The sequence below is a fragment of the Bacillus sp. AFS059628 genome, assembly GCF_002571225.1.
GTDB lineage: Bacteria > Bacillota > Bacilli > Bacillales > Bacillaceae_G > Bacillus_A.
On record NZ_NVEC01000003.1, the window covers coordinates 349,297 to 374,110 of the forward strand.

Below are 24,814 nucleotides of genomic sequence, written 5' to 3' on the forward strand. Positions count from 1 at the left end.
AAGGCGGAAGATTAACTCCCGCCTTTTTTTATTATCGCTCTAGCGGTTTTGAATCGTCAGGAGCAGCAAATGGATTCTCTTTATTAATGTGGTCATAGAACATAACACCATTTAAATGGTCAATTTCATGCTGAAATACAATTGCTGGTAAACCTTTTAAACGCAATTTTACTTCTTCGCCGTTAATAGATGTTGCTTTCACTGTAATTCTTGTGTAACGAGGGACATAACCAGGTACTTCGCGGTCTACTGATAGACAGCCTTCACCACTTTGTAAATATGTACGCTCAACAGAATGACTAATGATTTTGGGATTGAATAATGCATGACTATATAACGTACCGTCTGTATCTGTTACATGAACCGCAATCATTTTCTTTGAAATACCGATTTGCGGAGCCGCTAATCCGATTCCAGGGCGTAAACTATATTTTTCAGCCATTTCAGGATCTTGGCTATTTATTACAAATTCAATCATTTCTTTAAGTGTATTTGTATCTTCTTCGCTCGCTGGTATTACTACCTCTTCTGCAACATTTCGCAAAATAGGATCTCCTTCGCGAATTACATCTTTCATTGTAAGCATATGTAATCTCTCCTTTCCCTTTTAGTCTACCAAAGGAGCCGAAAAAAGTCATCGACAAGTAGGGAGAAGCACTTTGGAAAGAGTTCTATTGTATGTAATAAAAAGAAACAGACGGCAAAGCCGTCTGTTTCTTTCCATAGTTGTTTCATTTTACATTAGCGAATGCAAGCAGCACCAACGATAATTAAAAGAATAAACAACACAACGATTAAGGCGAAGCCGCGTCCAGACCCGCCACAAGAACCGCCATAACCGTAGGAAGGATATGAACAAGTTGGATAGCAATATGAGTATCCGTACATGAGATGACCTCCTTTATCATTTCCCGCTAATACTGCGGTTACTATAATGTATGGAGGGAAGAGTAGAAATGTATGGGTAATTACCTATAAAAGGAAGAAGAGTTTGTATATTTTTGCTAAGAAGGGAGAAAAACTAAAGAGAATTAAATCGTTTACATATTATTCTAAGAGAAAAAACTAGTTAAAAAGGGAATAATATAACAGCGGGTTAATGCTTACTAATACAGATGTGAAAAATAAAAACACGTTTGTGTAGAAGAAACCGGCAGATTATTTATAAAAAAACGTATTCAAAGTAATTGACATCGTAATTAGAATAGTTGTAAACTAAAAAACGTGATCAAGATTGTATTAATATGTTTCTGAAAAAACATTAGTACAGATTGTTAGGTACACAAAATTATTCTCAACCGACAAATAAATTTGTTGGTTTACATTGTTGCGTTTTCAGTCTAGCCAATAGATAGTGAAAGCGTTTCAGAATATGGTTCAAGAGAGGAAGAGGTGAACGGAATGGGTACTAAAACAAAAAAGACCCTATTTAATGTTGATGAGCAAATGAAAGCTATCGCAGCTCAATTTGAAACATTACAAATTTTAAATGAAAAAGGCGAAGTTGTGAATGAAGCAGCTATGCCTGAATTATCTGATGATCAATTAAAAGAATTAATGCGTCGTATGGTGTATACTCGCGTATTAGATCAACGTTCTATTTCTTTAAACCGTCAAGGACGTTTAGGTTTCTACGCACCAACAGCTGGACAAGAGGCTTCTCAATTAGCAAGTCATTTCGCACTTGAAGCAGAAGATTTCATCTTACCAGGATATCGTGATGTGCCACAATTAGTATGGCACGGTTTACCATTATACCAAGCATTCTTATTCTCTCGTGGACATTTCATGGGTAACCAAATGCCTGAGAACGTAAATGCACTTGCTCCACAAATCATCATCGGTGCGCAAATCATCCAAACTGCTGGTGTTGCGTTAGGTATGAAACTACGTGGTAAAAAATCTGTTGCAATTACTTACACTGGTGACGGTGGTGCTTCACAAGGTGACTTCTACGAAGGTATGAACTTTGCGGGTGCATTCAAGGCTCCAGCAATCTTCGTTGTTCAAAACAACCGTTATGCAATCTCTACTCCAGTAGAAAAGCAATCTGCAGCTAAAACTGTAGCTCAAAAAGCAGTAGCAGCAGGTATTTACGGAATTCAAGTAGACGGTATGGATCCATTAGCTGTATACGCAGCAACTGCTTTCGCTCGTGAGCGCGCAGTAAATGGCGAAGGCCCTACTTTAATCGAGACTTTAACATTCCGTTACGGTCCACATACAATGGCTGGTGATGACCCAACTCGTTACCGTACAAAAGATATCGAGAACGAATGGGAACAAAAAGATCCAATCGTACGCTTCCGTGCATTCTTAGAAAACAAAGGCCTATGGTCTCAAGAAGTTGAAGAGAAAGTAATTGAAGAAGCAAAAGAAGATATCAAACAAGCAATTGCTAAGGCTGACCAAGCTCCAAAACAAAAAGTTACTGATTTAATGGAAATCATGTACGAAAAAATGCCTTACAACTTAGCTGAACAATATGAAATTTACAAAGAAAAGGAGTCGAAGTAAGCCATGGCTCAAATGACAATGATTCAAGCAATCACTGATGCTTTACGCGTTGAAATGAAAAATGACCCTAACGTACTTGTGTTTGGTGAAGACGTTGGTGTAAACGGCGGTGTATTCCGTGCTACTGAAGGTTTACAAGCTGAATTCGGTGAAGACCGTGTAATGGATACTCCACTTGCAGAGTCTGGTATTGGTGGACTTGCAGTTGGACTTGCACTTGAAGGATTCCGTCCAGTTCCAGAAATCCAATTCTTCGGTTTCGTATATGAAGTAATGGATTCAATTTCTGGTCAATTAGCTCGTATGCGTTACCGTTCTGGTGGACGTTGGACTGCTCCTGTAACAGTTCGTTCTCCATTCGGTGGCGGTGTTCATACTCCTGAACTACATGCTGATAGCTTAGAAGGATTAGTGGCTCAACAACCTGGTCTAAAAGTTGTTATTCCATCTACTCCATACGATGCAAAAGGTCTTTTAATCTCTGCGATTCGTGACAACGATCCAGTTATCTACTTAGAGCATATGAAATTGTACCGTTCATTCCGTCAAGATGTACCAGAAGGTGAGTACACAATTGATTTAGGTAAAGCTGATATCAAACGTGAAGGTACAGATGTATCTGTTATCGCTTACGGTGCTATGGTTCACGCTGCATTAAAAGCTGCTGAAGAACTTGAAAAAGAAGGTATCTCTTTAGAGGTTGTTGACTTACGTACAGTTCAACCATTAGATATCGAAACAATCATCGCTTCTGTTGAAAAAACAGGCCGCGTGGTAGTAGTTCAAGAAGCACAAAAACAAGCTGGTATTGCAGCTAACGTTGTAGCGGAAATTAATGACCGTGCAATCTTAAACTTAGAAGCTCCAGTTGTACGTGTAGCAGCTGCTGATACAGTATTCCCATTCTCTCAAGCTGAGAGCGTATGGTTACCAAACCACAAAGATATTGTTGAAGCTGTTAACAAAGTAATGAACTTCTAATTTTTAGTTATTCATGTGCAAAAGAAATCAGCACATGCTGATTTCTTTTGCCATATTCCATAATAAAGAAATGAATCAGGGGGCTGAATTCCGTGGCATTTGAATTTAAACTACCAGATATCGGTGAAGGTATCCACGAAGGTGAAATCGTAAAATGGTTTATTAAACCAGGCGACGAAGTAAACGAAGATGACGTACTTCTTGAAGTACAAAATGATAAAGCAGTAGTAGAAATCCCTTCTCCTGTTAAAGGTAAAGTACTTGAAGTACTTGTAGAAGAAGGTACGGTTGCAGTAGTTGGAGATACATTAATTAAATTTGATGCTCCAGGATACGAAAACCTTAAATTTAAAGGTGACGATCATGACGAAGCTCCTAAAGCTGAAGAAGCGAAAGAAGAAGCTCCAGCAGCAGAAGCTACTCCAGCAGCAACTGCAGAAGTAGTAAATGAGCGCGTAATCGCTATGCCATCTGTTCGTAAATATGCTCGTGAAAACGGCGTAGACATTCATAAAGTAGCTGGTTCTGGTAAGAACGGTCGTATCGTAAAAGCTGACATCGATGCATTTGCAAATGGTGGACAAGCAGTAGCAGCAACTGAGGCTCCAGCAGCAGAAGCTACTCCAGCAGCAGTGAAAGAAGAAGCACCAAAAGCACAACCAATCCCAGCTGGTGAATATCCAGAAACTCGTGAGAAAATGAGTGGTATCCGTAAAGCGATTGCAAAAGCAATGGTTAACTCTAAGCACACAGCTCCTCACGTAACATTAATGGATGAAGTTGATGTAACTGAGCTTGTTGCTCACCGTAAGAAGTTCAAAGCTGTTGCAGCTGACAAAGGTATTAAATTAACTTACCTTCCATACGTTGTTAAAGCTTTAACATCTGCATTACGTGAATTCCCAATGTTGAATACTGCTTTAGACGATGCTTCTCAAGAAATCGTTCATAAACATTACTTCAACATCGGTATCGCAGCTGATACAGACAAAGGTCTATTAGTACCAGTTGTTAAAGATACAGATCGTAAATCAATCTTCACTATTTCTAACGAGATCAATGATCTTGCTGGTAAAGCACGTGAAGGTCGCTTAGCTCCGGCTGAAATGAAAGGTGCTTCTTGCACAATTACAAACATTGGTTCTGCAGGTGGACAATGGTTCACTCCAGTTATCAACCACCCAGAAGTAGCAATCCTTGGTATCGGCCGTATCGCTGAAAAACCAGTTGTGAAAAACGGTGAGATCGTTGCAGCTCCAGTATTAGCATTATCTCTAAGCTTTGACCATCGTTTAATTGACGGCGCAACTGCTCAAAAAGCATTAAACCAAATTAAACGTCTATTGAATGACCCACAATTATTAGTAATGGAGGCGTAATAACAATGGTAGTAGGAGATTTCCCAATTGAATTAGATACAGTCGTTGTTGGTGCAGGTCCTGGTGGATACGTTGCGGCAATTCGTGCAGCACAATTAGGTCAAAAGGTAGCAATTATTGAAAAAGCTAACCTTGGTGGCGTATGCTTAAACGTTGGATGTATTCCTTCAAAAGCGTTAATCAATGCAGGTCATCGTTATGAGAATGCAATGCATTCTGATGACATGGGTATCACTGCAGAGAACGTAAAAGTTGACTTTACAAAAGTTCAAGAATGGAAAAACGGCGTAGTTAAGAAATTAACTGGCGGTGTTGAAGGCCTTCTTAAAGGTAACAAAGTTGAAATCATTCGCGGTGAAGCTTACTTCGTAGATGCTAACACATTACGCGTAATGACTGAAGATGCAGCTCAAACTTACACGTTTAAAAATGCTGTTCTTGCAACTGGTTCTACACCAATCGAAATTCCTGGATTCAAATACTCTAAACGTGTTATCAACTCTACAGGTGCTTTAAGCTTACCTGAAATTCCTAAAAAACTTGTTGTAATCGGCGGCGGTTACATCGGTATGGAATTAGGTACTGCATATGCTAACTTCGGTACAGAAGTTACTGTAGTAGAAGCTGGCGACGAAATCTTAGCTGGTTTCGAAAAAGCTATGAGCTCTGTTGTTAAACGTGCTCTACAGAAAAAAGGTAACGTTAATATCCATACAAAAGCTATGGCTAAAGGCGTTGAAGAAACAGAAACTGGCGTAAAAGTTAGCTTTGAAGTTAAAGGTGAAATCCAAACTGTAGAAGCAGACTACGTATTAGTAACTGTAGGTCGTCGTCCAAACACTCAAGAAATCGGTCTTGAGCAAGTTGGAGTTAAAATGACTGACCGCGGCATCATCGAAATCGATGAGCAATGTCGTACAAACGTACCAAATATCTATGCAATCGGTGATATCGTTCCTGGACCACCATTAGCTCACAAAGCTTCTTACGAAGGTAAAGTAGCTGTTGAAGCAATTAGTGGCCATGCATCAGCAATCGATTACATCGGAATTCCTGCAGTATGCTTCACAGATCCAGAATTAGCATCTGTTGGTTACACTAAGAAACAAGCTGAAGAAGCTGGAATGACTGTAACTGTATCTAAGTTCCCATTCGCTGCTAACGGTCGTGCGTTATCATTAAACAGCACTGACGGTTTCCTACAACTTGTAACACGTAAAGAAGATGGTCTTCTTGTAGGTGCTCAAGTTGCAGGTGCAGGCGCTTCTGATATTATTTCTGAGATTGGTTTAGCTATCGAAGCTGGAATGACAGCAGAAGATATCGCTCAAACAATCCACGCTCACCCAACATTAGGTGAAATCACAATGGAAGCAGCTGAAGTTGCTCTTGGAATGCCAATTCACATTGTAAAATAATTTAAGTAATGAAAATAGCCCATCTCTTATTTAAAGAGATGGGCTATTTTTTATTTTAATAAAAATGGCTTGCAAGGTCTTTATGTGTACTTGTCGAATGAATATATAATACTTTATTTGGACTGTTAGAACATATATTAATCCAAAAGCCATATATATGCTTTCGTATAATATGTAATTGATTCAAACTTAATCCCATATAGTAATAAAATAGAGCATGTCAAAGGAGAAGGTTCCATGAAAATATTACATGTTATATTTTATCATTTTTTATTATGGAGTGGTTTTTCCGTTGTATTATCATTGTCAAATGGTGATAAGTTGCATTATAAAGTCATTCTATTTTTTGTATTTCTTTATTTAGGATATGTGATCGCATATGTTGTATTGCAGATTAGAAAGCAGGCATTATTTCTTACGTGTTCAAATTGCATACTTTTCTTAATCATATTTTCTATTTTTTAGATTAACGTTTATAGAAATACATTGTTCTGCCATTAAATAATTGTAACTCTCCTTCTAACTTCTTCGCTAGAAAACGGCAAAATTCATTTGCTTTTCCTTTATCACCAAATGTTGCATTAGGTGGTAACGAGATCTGAATGAAAGATTGTTCTTTTTCTATACCGACACCAACATAAATGGAATCATATCGATTGTGAGTAGATTGTAGTTTTAATGTTGTTGCTGATGTATCTAAAATTTCATAAGGAAAAGCGGTATTTGTATAAGCGTAATTAATTTGAACACCAGTTTTGGAAGTAACTGTTTGATAATAATGAAAAAGTTGTTTTATATCATCTATTGAAACAGATTGTTGATTGGATTTAGGTACAAGCGTAATGAAGGCATGTTGCATATAAGTTCCCCCTAACTTAGTAGAATACTTTCATTCTACATCCTACTGAATTTTTTGACAATTAAAAGGAGTATTCCTTTTTTTGTTTAATATACTAATGAAAGGTGATGGAGAAAGGTGGAAACCGATGTTTGAAAAATTGTATGATGAGCATGAAAGTGTGAAGGTACGATTTTTGGGATTTATGACACATGATACTCGTTATGATTTTGGTGTTATTTATACAAATATGTTTTTTGGGAAGCCACTCATTGTTTGTATGCAAACAGGAAGGTCTACTTTACTTGGACGAGATGATGTAGAGAATGTTCAATATTTAAAGGAAATTTTTAAATTAGGATCAGAAGGCGAAGCAGCGGAGTTAGCTCAGTTTTTTTCATTTCTAGTTCCCTCTACATCTTTGCATGCTGAATATGAAGAATAAATAATGTAAAACAGTCGTACGTATAAATATGGCTGTTTTTTTGTTTGAATATCGTATACTAATTTAAATTAAAAATATTTAATGTGTTATACTAAAAACCTATTGACGTAAAAAGTATAACATATTAAAATGAAGACAGAAAGTTAAGCGGTTACAAAAAAGTTTTTGGGATTATAAACTTAGGGGGAAATGAAAAATGGGAACAATCGTATGTCAAGATTGTGAAGGTACAATTGCACACTTCGAGGATGAGAAAGTAACGGTACTTTACGGGAAATGTGGATCTTGCGGATGTGATCACACAGAGCATACAAAAGCCCAATAATTGATAGGAAATGGACAGCTAAAAGTTTTTAGGACCATAAACTTAGGGGGAAATGAAAAATGGGAACAATCGTATGCCAAGTATGTGAAGGAACAATCGGTCATTTTGAAGATGAAAAGACGACAGTGCTTTACGGGAAATGTGGTACAAATTGTGACTGTGCTAATAAAGATAAGGCGAAAGCTTAATTATAAATAAGTAGATTATTATTAAAACTCAGGGGGAAATGAAAAATGGGAACAATCGTATGCCAAGTATGTGAAGGAACAATCGGACATTTTGAAGATGAAAAATCAACAGTACTATACGGAAAATGTGGATCTCATTGCGACTGTAACCATAAAGAACATGCAAAAGCTTAAATAAGAAAAAGCGCCTACACTTGTAGGCGCTTTTTTAATAAATTGTAGTTGTATGGCCAACTGTTGCAACGATTGCATCATCTCTAATCGGAATAAATCCTATGGATGTCTGTGGGGCTTTTGAAGAAGCGTAGTGGCTCATGAGACGGCTATCGATACGGGTAATAGTATCGGTCAAGAAAGCCGAAATGAAAGCATAAGGAACTCGTCGTTCATTTAACGCGTATATAATTTCTTCTTTTGTTTTTACACCTACACCATGTCCGTAAAAAAAGAAATTCCCCAAATAGATTGTATTTTCTCCTTGCCACTCGATTGTAGCTGGATTCACTTGTGGATTTTTAAAATAAACGAGATCACCTGGGATAAGATCGCCACCCGTTTTTGTTATGAGTTTTAAATCTTGATCGTAGTCCCACGTATAAAGTAAAAGGTTTGCAAAGAGACGGTTGAAAGTTTCTTCTTCATACAACGATAGTAAAGCTTTGTAAAAAATAATAATCATCGCGGTGGCACATTCAGTTCCATATAGTTTTCCGTTTTTGAAAATATCTTGTATGGCAATGGAAGGGGGTATGTTTGGAAGGAGCTCAAATCCTCCAAGGGACGTTCTTTTCCAATACTGAGGGTTACAAAAGGATTGTTGAAATGTTCGAAACTGAAATCCACTTTGAAAAAGTTCTAATGCGGAAGTAATAATATTCACACGCAAGTTTAGATCGAAGCTGAGTTCATCTGATGTTCGGAAGGAATAGATTTCTTGATTTCCTGCCATTATAGATAAAATTTGCTGTTTCTCAGCTGCAAATGGCTCATATTCATTTGTGATATAAGGATGCACAATAGAACGGCCTATTACAATCATAATAGTATCCCCACCTATACGTTACATTACATAATATCGTATGAGAAAAGGGAAAAAGGGTGAAAGAAAAGCCTATCAACTGATAGGCTTGTACTCTTTAATCACACGTAATGTTTGCAATGTCATATCTTCAGGACCTTGTACAGGTAAACCTGCTTCTAAGTTTTTACGAATATACTCTAAGTTATCTTGTGTAATAATTTCCCCCGGAGTAAAGATTGGAATCCCTGGTGGATAAACCATAACGAAATCAGCTATAATACGACCGGCTGCATTTTCAAATGGGATGACTTCTGTTTCCGAATAAAAAGCATCTCGAGGAGAAAGTGCTAGCACTGGTATTTCTGGAATTTCTACTTGTACTTGAACACCTTTATCAGCTGTATTTCTAAATGTTGCTGCTAAATCTTGTAATGCTGTAATAAGTGTATTCGTCTCACTTTCTGTATCTCCGAAAGTGACAAGACATAGTATGTTGTATAAATCTGAGAGTTCTACTTCAATGTTATATTGCTCTCTAAGCCATACTTCAGCCTGATGGCCTGTAATACCTAAATCTTTTACAGATACAATTATCTTTGTAGGATCATAGTTAAAAGTAGCATCCGTACCTAGCATTTCTTTCCCAGGACAGTAAAGATGCTCAATGTCATTTATAGCATCACGAACTTGTTCTGCTAATTGAATTGTTTGTTCTATGAGTGCAGTTCCTTCTGTAGCAAGACGTTTTCTAGCAACATCAAGAGATGCTAATAAGATATAAGAAGTTGATGTAGTCGTAAGCATGCTAATAATAGATTGAACATGTTTTACGTTCACAAGGCCTTCTTTCACATTAAGAATAGAACTTTGCGTTAAAGATCCTCCTAGTTTGTGAACACTTGTTGCCGCCATATCTGCTCCAGCTTGCATCGCTGACATCGGCAATTCATCGTGAAAATGAATATGAACACCATGAGCTTCATCAACGAGTACAGGGATATCGTAAGAATGTGCTAATTGTACAATCTGTTCTAAGTCCGCAGCAAAACCAAAGTATGTTGGGTTAATAACAAGTAAGCCTTTCGCATCTGAGTGCTCTTCAAGAGCCTTTTTGACAGATTGAATTGTAATTCCATGTGAAATACCAAGTTTTGGATCGATTTCAGGATGCATAAAAATCGGTTTTGCACCTGAGAAGATAATTGCTGACATTACGGATTTATGCACGTTTCGTGGTACTAGGATTTTGTCACCAGGACCGCAAACGCTCATTACCATTGTCATAATTGCGCCACTTGTACCTTGAATGGAAAAAAAAGTATGGTCTGCACCGAATGCAGCGGCTGCTAAATCTTGTGCTTCTTTAATCATACCTTTTGGATGATGTAAATCATCGAGCGGCGCAATATTAATTAAATCAATTGCTAATGCATTATGCCCAATAAATTCGCGAAATGTAGGATCCATGCCTTGTCCTTTTTTATGACCAGGAATATGGAATTGAATTGGATTTCGCTTACTGTGCTCAACTAAAGCGGTAAACAATGGTGTTTCGTATTGGGACAATCTATACACCCCTTCTTCTTCGTAATATTTAGTATTATTTGTTTTATATAATCCGGTTCTAAAAAAGCTAAGTCCTTTTTTAGTATAAGGCTTGTTTTTCTGCCATTCACAAAAGTGTTTTGAGATGGTAGGTTCACTTTATTTTCTATAAAACAAAAGCATTATATCACCAATAATTATAGATGTATAGAAAAAAATATTTTTACAGTGCGTATGTTAAATAGTTATTTCCAATTAACTTATAGAGGAAGACAATTCCATCATAAGGAATAAATAGTGTATAATGCAAAGTGGCTATAGTGAAGAGGAAAAAAAAACTTAAGATAGCATATTGAAATAAGAAGAAATGATAAATGAGGTGCAAAATGGAATATCAATATCCGTTAGATTATGATTGGTCAAATGAAGAAATGGTTGCAATTGTGAAGTTTTATGAAGCGATTGAGAAAGCATATGAAAAAGGCATTATAAGAGAAGAATTAATGGGATTATATCGTCGTTTTAAAGAGATTGTTCCATCGAAAGCAGAAGAAAAGAAGATTGATAAAGAGTTTCAAGAAGTAAGTGGATATTCTATATACCGTGCGATTCAAAGGGCTAAAGAAGCAGAGGAACAAAAGCTTGTGAAAATGTAAAAAATATTTTGAAAAATAAAAACTGAAGTGATATAATGTGATAACAACTAAAAACGGACAATATAAATTGTCCGTTTTCTACTATCGATTACAAAGTGCATATAAAGGAAGGAGTGATTGCATCGTAGATTCAATCTTAGCAAGGAATTGTTCGTTGGTCATTGCTGAAAACTCCTCTGGTGATATATGAATACCAACTAATAATTCTGCTTTTTTCACAGTAGCTAGACGTTCAATCATCTTTTGTAAATCTTCTGTTTCAAGTGTTTTATGTAATTTTACACTTGGTTTAGTATGGTCAATGGACCAAACGAAGTCATTTGGAATATTAGTTTTTAAATCATTTAAATGTTCTAAGAAGGCGTGAGCCGTCTCCACTTTTTGTGGACACTCATAGATTAAACCAAAGTATACGAAGGCATGAGTACCCCATAATCCAATTTGGAAATGTGGTAGCATTTTATATCCGCGTTTATTTGTTGAAAAAGCAACCCAAGTATCGTTTGGTGGATTGACTTTGCGACGTGCATGTTTTGCTACATGATAAAAAAAGTTCTCATCAGTTTGTTTGGATAAATACGCAGCAAACTGTTCCCCTAAAGCTTCTAGCTTAGGATGAATGTTCGTTTTAATTGCACTCATTCGTTCTTCGAGACCATCAACTGTAAAGACCTCAAAATCAGTTGATTTGAATGTTTGTAGTGTCATGATTGTTCCTCCAACTCCTATTTTGCTTTTATTTTAGCATAGCTTGTACTATTCATAAAAAAAACAGCACAAAAAAATTTAAATAAAAAAATATAATTTTGTTGCATAGATGATTTATCCAACATAGTATAGTATAAAACAAAAAATCAGAAAATTAAATCAATTACAGTCCGAGGGCAGACGAATATTGGGAGGAGGCAAATAATATGAGACAGGTGATTAATGCGTTAAAGAGAACAGATGCTGAAAAGAGAATTCCGGTGCTACGTTTGGAGCTAGATTATGAATTAGCGACTTTATATGATGCGATGATGGAAAATGATAAACAGAAAAAAGAAGAGTGTGTACAAAAGTTAGAAGTGTTAAGACTTGAAATGATTCGTTTAGAAGCGTAATAATAGTATATGTATAAAAAATTAGTTGGTGCGAACCTTATAAAGGGTTCGTTTTTTCTGTGAACAGTATAGATCGGAGTGTTTAAACATGCAAGAAGTATGGAAAGACATCGATGCACAAGCCAAACAGTGGATTCGAGATGCGGGAGAGCGTTTAATGGCATCAATGAAAAAGGCACTTATTATAGAAACAAAATCAAATGCAGCTGACTTAGTAACAAATATGGACCGAGAAATAGAACAGTTTTTAATTGGGAAAATTAAAGAAACATTTCCGAATCATACCATTTTAGGGGAAGAGGGTTATGGAGATGAGGTAACTTCTTCTGACGGGATTGTTTGGTTAATTGATCCAATTGACGGCACGATGAACTTTGTCCATCAAAAAAGAAATTTTGCTATTTCAATTGGAATTTATGAGAACGGTATCGGAAAGATTGGACTTATTTATGATCCAGTTCATGATGAATTATATCATGCGTTAAAAGGTGCTGGAGCTTTTTGTAATGAAGTGCCAATACCTTCATTACAAAAAGGGACTGTAGAGCAAGGTATTGTAGCTTTAAATGCGATATGGCTTACCGACAATCCATTGCTTGATATGGAAAGTATGATGGCGCTTGTTAAGAAAGCAAGGGGCACAAGATCATATGGCTGTGCAGCGTTAGAGATGGTATATGTTGCAACAGGGAGAATAGATGCATATGTAACGCCGAGATTATCACCATGGGATTTTGGCGGGGGACAGATAATTGTAGAGGAAGTTGGAGGCAAGGTGACAACCTTCTCTGGAGCCACGCTTTCTATTGTAGAGAAGAGTAGCGTGTTAGTTGCGAAACCAGGGGTGTATGAAGAAGTGTTATCGTTTATATCGGAGTAACAAAAAAAGTAAGAGGCTGTATATAAGCTTCTTACTTTTTAGCGTTATTGTGATTTGCGCATTTTTCTTTTTGTTACAAAACCGTATCCAACTGTAACAAATGTGCCGATAATGCAAATAATAATACCGATGGGACTATTTTCAGCAATCATAATGCCGATACCAATTAAGAAAATAACACCGATAATTGCGGTTAATAAAAAGCGATATTGAATGTGTTCCATTTCTTCACCCTCCAATCTCATTTTACTTTCACAAAAGTAAGAATACAACTATATTTTCATTCTTGATTTTATTTTAATTGCTATTGTATCCCCTTCGCTCTTATAATAGAGAAGGATTAAAAAGACATTAGGAGTTGGACATGTTGAAAAAACGACAAGATTTACGTAATATAGCAATTATTGCCCACGTTGACCATGGTAAAACAACACTTGTTGACCAGTTATTACGTCAAGCGGGGACTTTCCGTGCGAACGAACACGTTGAAGAACGCGCAATGGATTCAAATGATCTAGAAAGAGAACGCGGTATTACAATTTTAGCGAAAAATACAGCGATTCACTATGAAGATAAAAGAATTAACATTTTAGATACACCTGGTCACGCTGACTTTGGTGGAGAAGTAGAACGTATCATGAAAATGGTTGATGGTGTTTTACTTGTTGTTGATGCATATGAAGGTTGTATGCCACAAACACGATTTGTTTTAAAGAAAGCTCTTGAGCAAAACTTAACTCCAATCGTAGTTGTAAACAAAATTGACCGTGACTTCGCTCGTCCGGATGAAGTAGTTGATGAAGTAATCGATTTATTCATCGAACTTGGTGCAAACGAAGATCAATTAGAGTTCCCAGTTGTATTTGCATCAGCAATGAACGGAACAGCAAGCTTAGATTCAAACCCAGCAAATCAAGAAGAGAATATGAAATCATTATTTGATACAATTATCGAACATATTCCAGCGCCAATCGATAATAGCGAAGAGCCACTTCAATTCCAAGTAGCACTTCTTGATTACAATGACTATGTTGGCCGTATTGGGGTTGGCCGTGTATTCCGCGGTACAATGAAAGTAGGACAACAAGTTGCTTTAATGAAAGTTGATGGAAGTGTAAAACAATTCCGTGTAACAAAATTATTTGGTTACATTGGATTAAAACGTCAAGAAATTGAAGAAGCAAAAGCTGGTGACTTAGTAGCTGTTTCTGGTATGGAAGACATCAACGTTGGTGAAACAGTATGTCCAGTTGAGCATGAAGATGCGTTACCATTATTACGTATTGATGAGCCGACACTACAGATGACGTTCCTTGTAAATAACAGTCCATTTGCAGGTCGTGAAGGTAAATACATTACATCTCGTAAAATTGAAGAGCGCCTTCGTTCACAATTAGAAACAGATGTAAGTTTACGTGTAGATAATACAGAGTCTCCTGATGCATGGATCGTATCTGGACGTGGGGAACTACATTTATCTATCTTAATTGAAAACATGCGTCGTGAAGGTTATGAACTACAAGTATCTAAGCCAGAAGTAATTATTAAAGAAGTTGATGGCGTAAGATGTGAGCCTGTAGAGCGTGTACAAATCGATGTACCTGAAGAATATACTGGTTCAATCATGGAATCTATGGGTGCACGTAAAGGTGAAATGTTAGATATGGTGAATAACGGAAACGGTCAAGTTCGCCTTACTTTCATGGTTCCAGCACGTGGTTTAATTGGTTACACAACAGAATTCTTAACATTAACTCGTGGTTACGGTATTTTAAACCATACATTCGATTGCTACCAACCAGTACACGCTGGACAAGTTGGTGGACGTCGCCAAGGTGTTCTAGTTTCACTTGAAACAGGAAAAGCATCACAATACGGTATTATGCAAGTTGAAGACCGTGGTGTAATCTTCGTTGAACCAGGTACAGAAGTATATGCTGGTATGATTGTTGGAGAACATACTCGTGAGAATGACTTAACAGTTAACGTTGTAAAAATGAAACAACAAACTAACATTCGTTCTGCAACGAAAGATCAAACTTCAACAATGAAAAAACCACGCTTAATGACTTTAGAAGAGTCATTAGAGTACTTAAACGATGACGAGTTCTGTGAAGTAACTCCAGAATCAATTCGTTTACGTAAAAAGATTCTTGATAAGAGCGAGCGCGAAAGAGCTGCTAAGAAAAAGAAATCTGTAGAAGCGTAAAATAGTAAAACAGCTACCTTTAATTAAGGTAGCTGTTTTTTTATGTTTATTTTTTAGAATATTTACTCTTTTTTGTGGACAGTATTTTTTTCACAGGTTACTCTTGTATTAAGTACATAAAGAAAAATGGTTTGATTTATGAGGAAGGGGGATAAATGGTGTTAGAAAGAATGTCGTTTTTTGCGAAATTATGTAAAGTTGATGAAAATCCAGAGCTAGGGATGTGGTTACTGTATGGCATCATTATAATATTAAGTGCACTTGTGTATAATTTAGGTTTTGCAAGAAAGCTATCAATAATAAAAAATATAGTCATATATATATCGTTAGCGATTGGATGTACAGTTTTAACTTTCTTTGCAGTTTTTTTACCTGTTGGAGAGGGACTTGTTGTAGCGGCAATTGTGCTTGGGATTTATAGATTGCGATTACATCAAGCAAGACAACAAAAAGCAGGGTGAGGGGGCGAAATTTTATGCGTTCAGTGCAAGATGCATTATATAATTGGTTAACAATTAAAACAGTTGCCGAAGCACGTCCAGATGATAATGCAGCAAAAGAAACGTATTTACTATTTCAAAATATGATATATGAAGAGCACAAATTAAAGAATGTGGAAGTTGAAAAGAACGAAGAAATGTATTTGATTTCATATGAAATGAATGGGGAACGAAAATCTGCACGGTTTCCATTAGAAGCTATTGATTGTTTCTTGGATCAAATGAATCGTGAACCTGAAAAATATAAATAAGTCCTTATCTATATGATTAAGGACTTATTTACATTTTACCAATCGTCTTCGACTTTTTTATCACGATATAGTCGGAAGTTACCACTTGCATGACGTTCCAGCGTACGTTCTGCAATTCGTTCCGAACATTCCATGCACATATATGTATGAATAGGGCGATTACGCAGTTTTTTTGCCGTAGGATTTTCATCATCTAACATATCTTTTTTATCACAAATCATACATTTGACTCTCATTTCGTCACCTCAATACGAATTCTATCAATATAAGTATATCATGGAAGTATAATGTTTTTGAATAATAGCGGGAAAAAATAATATTTTCGCAATTCAAAAAATAAGTTATGATAAGGATATATTAAGTATATTTGGAGGTGGAAATATGGCGAATGTAGTAGAGCCTACATTAACAGATGATTTAGTACAAACGTTACGTAAAGAGTGTATTGTCATGGTAGCAACAACAGATTTTGAAAAACAAGTTCCCAACGTAAGTGCTATTTCTTGGGTGTATGCGATGAGTAAAACTAGTATTCGATTTGCAGTAGATCAACGTTCTCGTATTGTGGAAAATATACGGCATAGTACTGGGGTGGTATTGACTATAATGGCGAATGAATCCGTATTTTCCATAAGTGGTGCAGGCGAAATTTTGACTGATAGAATGGAAGGCATTCCTCTAAAATTAACTGTAATAGAAGTAAATGTACAAGAAGTACGTGATGTGATGTTTTATGGTGCAAAACTTGCAACTGAGCCAACATATGAAAAAACATATGATCTTCGGGCAGCAAAAAAGCTCGATAATCAAGTATTGGTAGGAATGAAAGAATTATAAATGCGATAAATAAGAAAGTAAGGTATTAACTTTTGTAATCAGTTATTGTGATTTTATGTTAATAATTATAATTAAAAGTAATATATTGAATAGAAATGAATAAAAAATAAATAAAAGGTTTAATGGCGATACATTTCGATTCTACCTCGTTTATACGGTACATATAATTATAACAATGGTTCGTCCATATTTTATGGATGAAACCCTTGTTCTACAAATTTAAAAGTGGAGTCAGGGGGTAACAGGTTGGATAAAATTTATGTGTTAGATACGAATGTACTTTTGCAGGATCCTTTATCTATTTTTTCATTTGAAACCAATGAAGTAGTGATTCCAGCAGTTGTATTAGAAGAGGTTGATTCGAAAAAACGTTACATGGATGAAGTAGGAAGAAATGCTCGTTATGTATCTAAGTTAATAGACAAATTTCGTGAAATAGGAAAGCTGCATGAGAGTATTCCGCTAGAAAACGGCGGTACATTTCGTATTGAATTAAACCATCGTTCATTTGTCCAACTACAAGATATCTTTGTAGAAAAGACAAATGATAATCGAATTTTAGCTGTAGCAAAAAATCTATCTTTAGAAGAACAAGAAAAAGAGGATGGGAAATCTGTTATTTTAGTAAGTAAAGACGTGCTCGTAAGGGTAAAGGCAGATGCGATTGGTTTGAAGGCGGAAGATTACTTAAGCGATCGCGTAATTGAAGTAGAAAATATATATTCAGGATTTTTAGAAGGGTATATATCAAAAGAGCAATTGGATTATTTTTATGAAAAAGGTGAATTGCCATTATCCGAAATTGCAAATCATCCTTTTTATCCAAATCAGTTTGTAGTAATGAAAGATGCATTAGGGGGATCTAGTTCAGCACTTGGCATTGTGGATCACTTAGGTAAGAAGGTAAAGAAACTTATTTTTCACAATGAACAAGTATGGGGGATACGACCGCGAAATGTGCAGCAGATTATGGGGTTAGAATTGTTGCTTCGTGAAGATATTCCGCTAGTAACATTAACGGGGAAAGCTGGTACAGGAAAAACATTACTAGCTTTAGCTTCGGGACTCATGCAAACCGAAGATTTAGGACTATATAAAAAATTACTCGTTGCAAGGCCAATTGTTCCAGTCGGAAAAGATATCGGTTATTTACCAGGAGAAAAAGAAGAAAAGTTAAGGCCTTGGATGCAACCGATTTTTGATAACTTAGAGTATTTATTTAATACGAAAAAGCCAGGAGAGTTAGATGCGATTTTAGCTGGAATGGGTTCGATTGAAGTAGAGGCTCTTACGTATATACGCGGAAGAAGTATTCCAGATCAATTCATTATAATTGACGAAGCACAAAATTTAACGAAGCATGAAGTGAAAACGATACTAACAAGGGTAGGAGAAAAAAGTAAAATCGTATTAATGGGAGATCCTCAGCAAATTGATCATCCGTATTTGGATGAGTATAATAACGGTTTAACATATGTTGTAGAGAAATTTAAAGAGCAACGTATTAGTGGCCATGTGAAATTTGTTAAAGGGGAGCGATCTAATTTAGCTCAACTAGCAGCAGATTTATTATAAAAAGGAGTGAGCCTTGGCTCACTCCTTTTTTCTTTCAAATATACACATTAAATAATGGTAAATTTACGAATGTTACGGATTGGATTTTGTCTATTAGATCCATCATTGTAATATAGATGAACAGGTCCATCCTCTTTTAATGGTTTTCCTTCTTTCGAAAAACCAAGAATAGCATTTTTGACGGTTTCTAATGGAAGTGTAAATGTATGTTCTACTGTTTCGACCTCGACTTGCGTAGCGTCATCTGAAATTTCAGCGTTAGCAAGAAAAGGATGAAATGGCATACCGAACGTTCCAGTAATTAGCTGTTCTTTTTTATATTTTTTTACACTTTGTTGTATCGGCGGGAAAGCAGCACCATCACGGATTTCGCGATCCCAATGCTCTGAAGTGTTTTTCAAATAAGCTTCTAATTCTGATATGTTTTCTCTCGTTTCATCAAAGTAAGTTGTCAAATCTACTTTTCGATCATCAAAGATCCAAACCGTTGGATCAATAGTGATTGGAAACCGAACTTTTCCATTAATAAATAAAATTTCGCTCATTGTTGTTCCCCCATTTGTGTTATACTCCCACTTTTCAGTATAATAGTATTAGACACTATTGTCACAAAAAATGTTTCTATTGCAATTTATTAAAACTATCGCTAATATTAATAGATAGGAGAGAGTAGGACGGAAACGGAGGGAATCAATTTGGCGTCTGAGACAGTATCAAATCATCAGGAAAAGGCACTAGCCCTTCTACAAGCGGATGCGGAGAAGATTTTAAGACTTATTAAGGTGCAAATGGACCATCTTACAATGCCGCAATGTCCATTATATGAAGAAGTGTTAGACACACAAATGTTTGGACTATCCCGCGAGGTCGATTTTGCAGTTCGCCTTGGTCTTATTGCAGAAGAACAAGGGAAAGCAATGTTAGGAGAGCTCGAACGTGAGTTATCTGCACTTCATGAAGCATTTACAAACAAACAACAATAACGGGTTCAAATAAGGGGGCTCAAACTGAAAAAGTTTGGGCTTTTTATTTGTATAATAAAGCAGGAAGAATCAATGTACATATGGAATACAACAATAATTAAATTGAAACAGAGAGAGGAAATGAAATGAAAAGAGTATGGAAATCAATGGATTATTCATTATTACTTCCTCTTGTTATCTTATGTGTGTTGGGAGTTATAATGGTATATAGTTCTAGTTCCATTGTCGCGATTTCGTCGAAATATAACTGGCCAGCAGATTACTTTTTTAAAAAACAATTAGTTGCTCTTGCTATTGGAACGATAATACTTGTGATTGTCGTTATAATACCTTACAAATTGTGGAGGAAAAAAATAGTTCTTACAGCGATGGGGTTAGGGAGTATTGGATTACTAACAGCAGCTCTCCTTTTCGGTAAGGTAATCAATGGTGCAAGAGGATGGATACTAGGTATACAACCAGCTGAATTTGTAAAAATAGCAATTATTATTACGCTAGCAAGTTTTTTTGCTAAGAAACAAGAGAGGCAAACCCCTTTTTTTCAAGGGATAATACCTCCCCTATTTGTTGTCGGTGGATCGATGGTATTAATTTTATTACAAAATGACTTAGGGACTGACATATTAATAGGTGGAACAGTGTTAATTATGTTCTTCTGTTCAGGAGTTAATGTTAACTTGTGGATAAAAAGATTTTTATTAACATCTGTCGTGTGGATTCCGGCGTTGTACTTTATTGGGGACTATAAATTAAGTAAATACCAAAAAGCGCGATTTTCAGTTTTTCTTGATCCATTTAGTGACCCTCAAAATGATGGATTCCAATTAGTTAATTCGTTTATTGGAATTGCCTCAGGTGGGTTAAATGGTAGAGGACTAGGAAATAGTATACAAAAGTATGGCTACTTACCAGAGCCGCAAACGGATTTTATTATGGCGATTATATCTGAAGAACTAGGTTTTATAGGTGTAGCTATCATTTTAATCTGTTTACTACTTATTATCATTCGCTCGTTTAGAGTGGCGCAAAAATGTAAAGACCCATTTGGAAGTTTACTTGCAATCGGGATTGCAAGTTTAATTGGGATACAAACATTTGTTAATGTTGGTGGTATGTCTGGATTAATACCGCTTACAGGTGTACCTTTACCGTTTATTAGTTATGGTGGTAGTTCTCTATTAGCAAATCTAATTGCGATGGGTATATTATTAAATGTTGCTAGTCATGTAAAACGACAAGAGAAACAGCAAAATGAGGAAATGAAAGAAAGAAAACAAGATGGACCACGTCTTGTTGTTGTGAAATAAAAAACACATTGTGCTTTAGAGCACGATGTGTTTTTTTTTAGAAATATTAAATGTGATATATTAATTGATATTTCCAACTAAAAATATATCACATTAAATCTAATGTGATATACAATTAGGTTGTTAGAAAAGGAAGAGGTATGCTATACTATTTTTGTGAAACAAATTAATCAGAAAACTTATCATTTGTTAAAAAATAAGGTATGATGGATAAAAATAAAGTGAAGCTTTCTAAGTATAATATAATGTAGAAAGTGAAGAACTTCACGCTCTTTATGGTGTGTATATATTTTATCTCTAGAGTGGTAGGAAAGTAGAGGGGGAAGATCATGACAAAGCTGCAACGTATTCAAAAAGTATTGGTAGCTAACCGTGGAGAGATTGCAATTCGTGTGTTTCGAGCTTGTTCGGAACTTGGATTAAAAACAGTTGCAATCTATTCTAAAGAGGATAGTGGTTCTTATCATCGTTATAAAGCCGATGAATCCTATTTAGTTGGGGAAGGGAAAAAGCCAATTGATGCTTATCTAGATATTGAGGGCATTATTGAGATTGCGAAAAGTAATCATGTAGATGCAATCCACCCTGGATATGGTTTCTTGTCAGAAAATATTCAATTCGCAAAACGTTGTGAAGAAGAAGGGATTATCTTTATCGGTCCAAAAAGTAAGCATTTAGATATGTTTGGAGATAAAGTAAAAGCAAGAACACAAGCGCAGCTAGCAAAAATTCCAGTTATTCCTGGTAGTGATGGGCCAGTAGATTCGTTAGAAGAAGTCAAAGAATTTGCTGAAAAGTATGATTACCCGATTATTATTAAAGCTTCCCTTGGCGGTGGCGGTCGTGGTATGCGTATTGTACGAAATAGTGAAGAATTAAGAGAATCGTATAATCGTGCGAAGTCAGAAGCAAAAGCAGCCTTTGGTAATGATGAAGTATACGTAGAAAAATTCGTTGAAAAACCTAAACATATAGAAGTTCAAATTTTAGCAGATGAAGAGGGCAATGTTGTTCATTTATACGAACGAGACTGTTCTGTACAACGTCGTCACCAAAAAGTAGTAGAAATTGCACCTAGTGTGTCGCTTTCAGATGATTTGCGTCAACGTATTTGTGATGCTGCTGTGAAGTTAACGAAAAATGTAAACTATTTAAACGCAGGAACAGTTGAATTCCTTGTTAAAGACGATAATTTCTATTTCATTGAAGTAAATCCACGTGTTCAAGTAGAACATACGATTACAGAAATGATTACAGGAGTAGACATCGTTCAATCACAAATTTTAATAGCTGATGGACATGCATTACATAGCAAAATAGTAGGTGTTCCGAAGCAAGAGGAAGTTGTTGTGCATGGATTTGCAATACAATCTCGTGTAACGACTGAGGATCCACTAAATAATTTCATGCCGGATACAGGAAAAATTATGGCATACCGATCAGGTGGGGGCTTTGGAGTTCGTCTTGATACGGGTAATAGTTTCCAAGGTGCTGTTATTACACCGTACTATGATTCTTTACTTGTAAAAGTTACAACATGGGCGCTTACTTTTGAACAAGCTGCTGCAAAAATGGAACGTAACTTAAAAGAATTCCGTATTCGTGGTATTAAAACAAATATTCCATTCCTAGAGAATGTAGTAAAACATAAAAACTTCTTATCAGGGGAATATGATACTTCATTTATTGATGCGTCACCTGAACTATTCTTGTTCCCGAAACGTAAAGACCGCGGAACGAAAATGTTAAATTACATTGGGACAGTAACAGTAAATGGCTTCCCAGGAGTAGGGAAAAAAGAGAAACCAATTTTCCCTGATGCTCGTATACCGAATGTACTACATTCAGAGCCAATCCAAAATGGTACGAAACAAATTTTGGATGAGCGTGGAGCAGATGGATTAGTAAAATGGGTACAAGATCAAAAACGTGTACTTTTAACGGATACAACATTCCGTGATGCGCATCAGTCATTACTTGCGACGCGTATTCGTACAAAAGATTTGCATCAAATTGCAGAGCCGACAGCGAGAATGTTACCGAACTTATTCTCAGCGGAAATGTGGGGCGGTGCAACGTTCGATGTTGCATATCGTTTCTTAAAAGAAGATCCATGGGAACGATTGCTAGATCTTCGTGAAAAAATGCCTAACGTTTTATTCCAAATGTTACTTCGTTCTTCAAACGCAGTTGGTTACAAAAACTATCCGGATAATTTAATTCAAAAGTTTGTGGAATGTTCTGCTCAAGCTGGAATTGATGTGTTCCGTATTTTTGATAGCTTAAACTGGGTAGAAGGTATGAGAGTTGCAATTGATGCTGTACGAGATACTGGTAAAATTGCAGAAGCAACTATGTGCTACACAGGAGATATTCATGATCCATTACGTAGTAAATATGATTTAAATTACTATAAAAACTTAGCAAAAGAGTTAGAAGCATCAGGAGCTCATATTTTAGGTATTAAAGATATGGCGGGCTTACTAAAACCAAACGCAGCATATGATTTAGTTTCAGCATTAAAAGAGACGGTATCGATTCCGATTCACCTGCACACACATGATACGAGTGGGAATGGTATATTAACGTATACGAAAGCGATTGAAGCAGGAGTTGATATTGTCGATGTAGCAGTAAGCTCTATGGCTGGTCAAACGTCACAACCAAGTGCGAACACGCTATACTATGCGTTAGGTGGAAACGAAAGACAGCCAGACGTTAATATAGATTCATTAGAAAAACTATCTTATTACTGGGAGGATGTACGTAAATACTACGCACCGTTTGAAAGTGGTATGAATGCTCCTCATACAGAGGTATATATGCACGAAATGCCAGGCGGACAGTATAGTAATTTACAACAACAAGCGAAAGCGGTTGGTTTAGGGGATCGCTTCGATGAAGTAAAAGTAATGTATCGCCGCGTGAATGACATGTTTGGTGATATCGTTAAAGTAACGCCATCATCTAAAGTTGTTGGAGATATGGCATTATTTATGGTTCAAAATCACTTAACAGAACAAGATGTTTTAGAGCGTGGGCATTCTATGGACTTCCCGGGATCTGTTGTTGAAATGTTCTCAGGAGATTTAGGACAACCATATGGTGGTTTCCCGAAAAAGTTACAAGAAATTATTTTAAAAGGGAAAGAGCCGTTAACAGTAAGACCAGGTGAATTATTAGAGCCAGTAGATTTCGACGCGTTAAAAGAAGAGCTATTCCATAAACTTGGACGTGAAGTGACGATTTTTGATGTAGTTGCATATGCACTATATCCAAAAGTGTTTATGGATTACGAAAAAGTTGCTGAGATTTATGGAAATGTATCCGTGCTTGATACACCGACATTCTTCTATGGTATGAGACTTGGTGAAGAAATCGATGTGGAAATTGAACAAGGTAAAACGTTGATGGTGAAACTAGTATCAATTGGAGAACCTCAGCCAGATGGAAATCGTGTTCTTTACTTGGAGTTTAACGGTCAACCACGTGAGATTGTTGTGAAAGACGAAAGTGTGAAAGCAACAGTTGCACAACGCGTGAAAGGAAACCGTGAAAATCCAAACCACATTAGCGCAACAATGCCAGGAACGGTTATTAAAGTAGTTGTAAAAGAAGGCGATGAAGTGAAAAAAGGCGATTCTATGGCAATTACAGAAGCGATGAAAATGGAAACGACAGTTCAAGCGCCGTTCAATGGTAAAGTGAAGAAAGTATATGTTAACGATGGAGATGCAATTCAGACGGGTGACTTACTTATTGAATTAGATCACTAAAATAAAAAAAGAGCTGTGTCATTATGAACTGCACCCCAATTGTTAGACACAGTCTAACAATTGGAGGTGCAGTTTTTCTA

The 24,814-nt window shown here is 36.4% G+C and carries 29 protein-coding genes; 20 read left to right on the plus strand and 9 right to left on the minus strand.

What is annotated here, in order from left to right; genetic code table 11:
* Window positions 1–31: 31 nt before the first annotated feature.
* On the minus strand, window positions 32–586 hold the full coding sequence (def, locus tag COL05_RS02810) for a peptide deformylase (protein WP_000957055.1): 555 nt from the start codon (window positions 584–586) through the stop codon (window positions 32–34).
* A 155-nt stretch (window positions 587–741) separates the two neighbouring features.
* Window positions 742–888, minus strand: coding sequence for a YjcZ family sporulation protein (locus COL05_RS02815; RefSeq protein ID WP_000274562.1), 147 nt, complete (start codon window positions 886–888; stop codon window positions 742–744).
* Between the two features lie 513 nt (window positions 889–1,401).
* Here COL05_RS02815 and pdhA point away from each other — a divergent pair.
* From pdhA to COL05_RS02840, 5 genes are all read left to right on the plus strand, one after another.
* Complete coding sequence (gene pdhA / locus COL05_RS02820) at window positions 1,402–2,517, plus strand: pyruvate dehydrogenase E1 component subunit alpha (RefSeq protein ID WP_000536893.1); 1,116 nt, start codon at window positions 1,402–1,404, stop codon at window positions 2,515–2,517.
* 3 nt (window positions 2,518–2,520) lie between these two features.
* The gene (gene pdhB, locus COL05_RS02825) at window positions 2,521–3,498 is read left to right on the plus strand and encodes a pyruvate dehydrogenase complex E1 component subunit beta (RefSeq protein WP_000068166.1); all 978 of its coding nucleotides are present in this window, start codon (window positions 2,521–2,523) and stop codon (window positions 3,496–3,498) included.
* Window positions 3,499–3,590: 92 nt separating this feature from the next.
* Window positions 3,591–4,877 carry a pyruvate dehydrogenase complex dihydrolipoyllysine-residue acetyltransferase gene (gene pdhC / locus COL05_RS02830; RefSeq protein ID WP_098667485.1) on the plus strand — a complete coding sequence of 429 codons (1,287 nt, stop codon included), beginning with the start codon at window positions 3,591–3,593 and terminating at the stop codon, window positions 4,875–4,877.
* Window positions 4,878–4,882: 5 nt separating this feature from the next.
* A complete protein-coding gene (gene lpdA / locus COL05_RS02835; protein ID WP_000260104.1) occupies window positions 4,883–6,295 on the plus strand; it encodes a dihydrolipoyl dehydrogenase in 1,413 nt (470 codons plus the stop codon).
* Between the two features lie 237 nt (window positions 6,296–6,532).
* Entirely contained in the window at window positions 6,533–6,760 is a 228-nt protein-coding gene (locus COL05_RS02840) for a hypothetical protein (RefSeq protein WP_098667486.1), read from the plus strand.
* Window position 6,761: 1 nt separating this feature from the next.
* On the opposite strand, the gene COL05_RS02845 is transcribed toward COL05_RS02840, so the two are convergent.
* Window positions 6,762–7,154, minus strand: coding sequence for a DUF1885 family protein (locus tag COL05_RS02845; RefSeq protein WP_098667487.1), 393 nt, complete (start codon window positions 7,152–7,154; stop codon window positions 6,762–6,764).
* 127 nt (window positions 7,155–7,281) lie between these two features.
* On the opposite strand from COL05_RS02845, the gene COL05_RS02850 reads away from it, so the two are divergent.
* The 4 genes from COL05_RS02850 to COL05_RS02865 all read left to right on the plus strand — a co-directional run bounded on the left by COL05_RS02850 (window position 7,282) and on the right by COL05_RS02865 (window position 8,265).
* On the plus strand, window positions 7,282–7,578 hold the full coding sequence (locus tag COL05_RS02850; RefSeq protein ID WP_098667536.1) for a DUF3055 domain-containing protein: 297 nt from the start codon (window positions 7,282–7,284) through the stop codon (window positions 7,576–7,578).
* Between the two features lie 196 nt (window positions 7,579–7,774).
* Window positions 7,775–7,903, plus strand: a complete 129-nt coding sequence (locus COL05_RS02855; protein ID WP_000536778.1) for a GapA-binding peptide SR1P — start codon at window positions 7,775–7,777, stop codon at window positions 7,901–7,903.
* 59 nt (window positions 7,904–7,962) lie between these two features.
* Window positions 7,963–8,091 carry a GapA-binding peptide SR1P gene (locus COL05_RS02860; protein ID WP_000536800.1) on the plus strand — a complete coding sequence of 43 codons (129 nt, stop codon included), beginning with the start codon at window positions 7,963–7,965 and terminating at the stop codon, window positions 8,089–8,091.
* Between the two features lie 45 nt (window positions 8,092–8,136).
* The gene (locus COL05_RS02865; RefSeq protein ID WP_098667488.1) at window positions 8,137–8,265 is read left to right on the plus strand and encodes a GapA-binding peptide SR1P; all 129 of its coding nucleotides are present in this window, start codon (window positions 8,137–8,139) and stop codon (window positions 8,263–8,265) included.
* Between the two features lie 34 nt (window positions 8,266–8,299).
* Here the strand turns inward: COL05_RS02865 and COL05_RS02870 are convergent, their stop codons facing one another.
* A complete protein-coding gene (locus COL05_RS02870) occupies window positions 8,300–9,130 on the minus strand; it encodes a protein-glutamine gamma-glutamyltransferase (RefSeq protein ID WP_098667489.1) in 831 nt (276 codons plus the stop codon).
* Between the two features lie 75 nt (window positions 9,131–9,205).
* Window positions 9,206–10,678: an arginine decarboxylase gene (gene speA / locus COL05_RS02875; protein ID WP_142337326.1), complete on the minus strand. Its 1,473-nt coding sequence runs from the start codon at window positions 10,676–10,678 to the stop codon at window positions 9,206–9,208.
* A gap of 365 nt (window positions 10,679–11,043) precedes the next feature.
* Between speA and COL05_RS02880 the strand changes: the two genes are divergently transcribed.
* The gene (locus COL05_RS02880) at window positions 11,044–11,313 is read left to right on the plus strand and encodes a UPF0223 family protein (RefSeq protein WP_098667491.1); all 270 of its coding nucleotides are present in this window, start codon (window positions 11,044–11,046) and stop codon (window positions 11,311–11,313) included.
* Between the two features lie 81 nt (window positions 11,314–11,394).
* Here the strand turns inward: COL05_RS02880 and COL05_RS02885 are convergent, their stop codons facing one another.
* On the minus strand, window positions 11,395–12,021 hold the full coding sequence (locus COL05_RS02885) for a YktB family protein (RefSeq protein ID WP_098667492.1): 627 nt from the start codon (window positions 12,019–12,021) through the stop codon (window positions 11,395–11,397).
* A 206-nt stretch (window positions 12,022–12,227) separates the two neighbouring features.
* Between COL05_RS02885 and COL05_RS02890 the strand changes: the two genes are divergently transcribed.
* Window positions 12,228–12,416 carry a hypothetical protein gene (locus COL05_RS02890; RefSeq protein ID WP_001250168.1) on the plus strand — a complete coding sequence of 63 codons (189 nt, stop codon included), beginning with the start codon at window positions 12,228–12,230 and terminating at the stop codon, window positions 12,414–12,416.
* An 88-nt stretch (window positions 12,417–12,504) separates the two neighbouring features.
* Window positions 12,505–13,296, plus strand: coding sequence for an inositol monophosphatase family protein (locus COL05_RS02895; protein ID WP_098667493.1), 792 nt, complete (start codon window positions 12,505–12,507; stop codon window positions 13,294–13,296).
* Between the two features lie 44 nt (window positions 13,297–13,340).
* Here COL05_RS02895 and COL05_RS02900 read toward each other — a convergent pair whose 3' ends face one another.
* Entirely contained in the window at window positions 13,341–13,520 is a 180-nt protein-coding gene (locus tag COL05_RS02900) for a DUF5325 family protein (protein ID WP_000400127.1), read from the minus strand.
* A 140-nt stretch (window positions 13,521–13,660) separates the two neighbouring features.
* Between COL05_RS02900 and typA the strand changes: the two genes are divergently transcribed.
* From typA to COL05_RS02915, 3 genes are all read left to right on the plus strand, one after another.
* A complete protein-coding gene (gene typA / locus COL05_RS02905) occupies window positions 13,661–15,505 on the plus strand; it encodes a translational GTPase TypA (RefSeq protein ID WP_000914761.1) in 1,845 nt (614 codons plus the stop codon).
* A gap of 158 nt (window positions 15,506–15,663) precedes the next feature.
* Window positions 15,664–15,966, plus strand: a complete 303-nt coding sequence (locus COL05_RS02910) for a YlaH-like family protein (protein ID WP_063223159.1) — start codon at window positions 15,664–15,666, stop codon at window positions 15,964–15,966.
* A gap of 14 nt (window positions 15,967–15,980) precedes the next feature.
* The gene (locus COL05_RS02915) at window positions 15,981–16,256 is read left to right on the plus strand and encodes a hypothetical protein (RefSeq protein WP_098667494.1); all 276 of its coding nucleotides are present in this window, start codon (window positions 15,981–15,983) and stop codon (window positions 16,254–16,256) included.
* Between the two features lie 35 nt (window positions 16,257–16,291).
* On the opposite strand, the gene COL05_RS02920 is transcribed toward COL05_RS02915, so the two are convergent.
* Entirely contained in the window at window positions 16,292–16,492 is a 201-nt protein-coding gene (locus tag COL05_RS02920) for a YlaI family protein (RefSeq protein WP_097846076.1), read from the minus strand.
* A 145-nt stretch (window positions 16,493–16,637) separates the two neighbouring features.
* Between COL05_RS02920 and COL05_RS02925 the strand changes: the two genes are divergently transcribed.
* Window positions 16,638–17,093: a pyridoxamine 5'-phosphate oxidase family protein gene (locus COL05_RS02925; protein WP_098667495.1), complete on the plus strand. Its 456-nt coding sequence runs from the start codon at window positions 16,638–16,640 to the stop codon at window positions 17,091–17,093.
* 246 nt (window positions 17,094–17,339) lie between these two features.
* On the plus strand, window positions 17,340–18,668 hold the full coding sequence (locus COL05_RS02930) for a PhoH family protein (RefSeq protein ID WP_000358083.1): 1,329 nt from the start codon (window positions 17,340–17,342) through the stop codon (window positions 18,666–18,668).
* Window positions 18,669–18,715: 47 nt separating this feature from the next.
* Here the strand turns inward: COL05_RS02930 and COL05_RS02935 are convergent, their stop codons facing one another.
* Complete coding sequence (locus tag COL05_RS02935; protein ID WP_098667496.1) at window positions 18,716–19,213, minus strand: hypothetical protein; 498 nt, start codon at window positions 19,211–19,213, stop codon at window positions 18,716–18,718.
* A gap of 150 nt (window positions 19,214–19,363) precedes the next feature.
* On the opposite strand from COL05_RS02935, the gene COL05_RS02940 reads away from it, so the two are divergent.
* The 3 genes from COL05_RS02940 (at window position 19,364) to pyc (ending at window position 24,734) form a co-directional block, all read left to right on the plus strand.
* Window positions 19,364–19,651 (plus strand): Fpa/YlaN family protein, encoded by a 288-nt coding sequence (locus COL05_RS02940; protein ID WP_000135695.1) that lies wholly within the window; start codon window positions 19,364–19,366, stop codon window positions 19,649–19,651.
* Window positions 19,652–19,776: 125 nt separating this feature from the next.
* Entirely contained in the window at window positions 19,777–20,958 is a 1,182-nt protein-coding gene (gene ftsW / locus COL05_RS02945; RefSeq protein WP_098667497.1) for a putative lipid II flippase FtsW, read from the plus strand.
* 329 nt (window positions 20,959–21,287) lie between these two features.
* On the plus strand, window positions 21,288–24,734 hold the full coding sequence (gene pyc, locus COL05_RS02955) for a pyruvate carboxylase (RefSeq protein WP_098667498.1): 3,447 nt from the start codon (window positions 21,288–21,290) through the stop codon (window positions 24,732–24,734).
* Window positions 24,735–24,814 lie beyond the last annotated feature (80 nt).